General features: G+C 61.4%; 1 protein-coding gene. It reads left to right on the top strand.

Features of this window, described 5'->3' with window-relative positions; translation table 11 throughout:
* Positions 1-237: PA4642 family protein (locus tag KZZ04_RS20125; RefSeq protein ID WP_219424026.1), on the top strand; the 237-nt coding region annotated here is incomplete at its 5' end.
* Between the last annotated feature and the right edge of the window lie 14 nt (positions 238-251).

The raw sequence follows: 251 nt of genomic DNA, 5'->3' as shown, positions 1-251 counted from the left end.
ATCAAACTGTTTCTGCTTCCGGAGCCGGCCGACGACACGCCGCCGGCCCTGCACAAGCTGATCAAGGCCTACCGCGGTCTTCGAATCGACGACTTCGAGCGCTTCCTGCACGTTTTCATCGAAGCGGGATATGACCTGAACGCGCGGGATGCCAAGGGCCGGTCCTTCTTGGATCTGATCGCGGATCAGCGCCAGGCGGCTCCCTACATCGAACTGGTCCAGGCGGTGCGGGGATAGATAGTCAGCGTCTC

The sequence above is a fragment of the Pseudoalteromonas sp. CR1 genome, assembly GCF_019392235.1.
In the GTDB taxonomy this organism is placed as follows: domain Bacteria; phylum Pseudomonadota; class Gammaproteobacteria; order Enterobacterales; family Alteromonadaceae; genus Pseudoalteromonas.
Note: the sequence above shows the minus strand (reverse complement) of the source record. Positions and strands in the feature narration are given on the sequence as shown.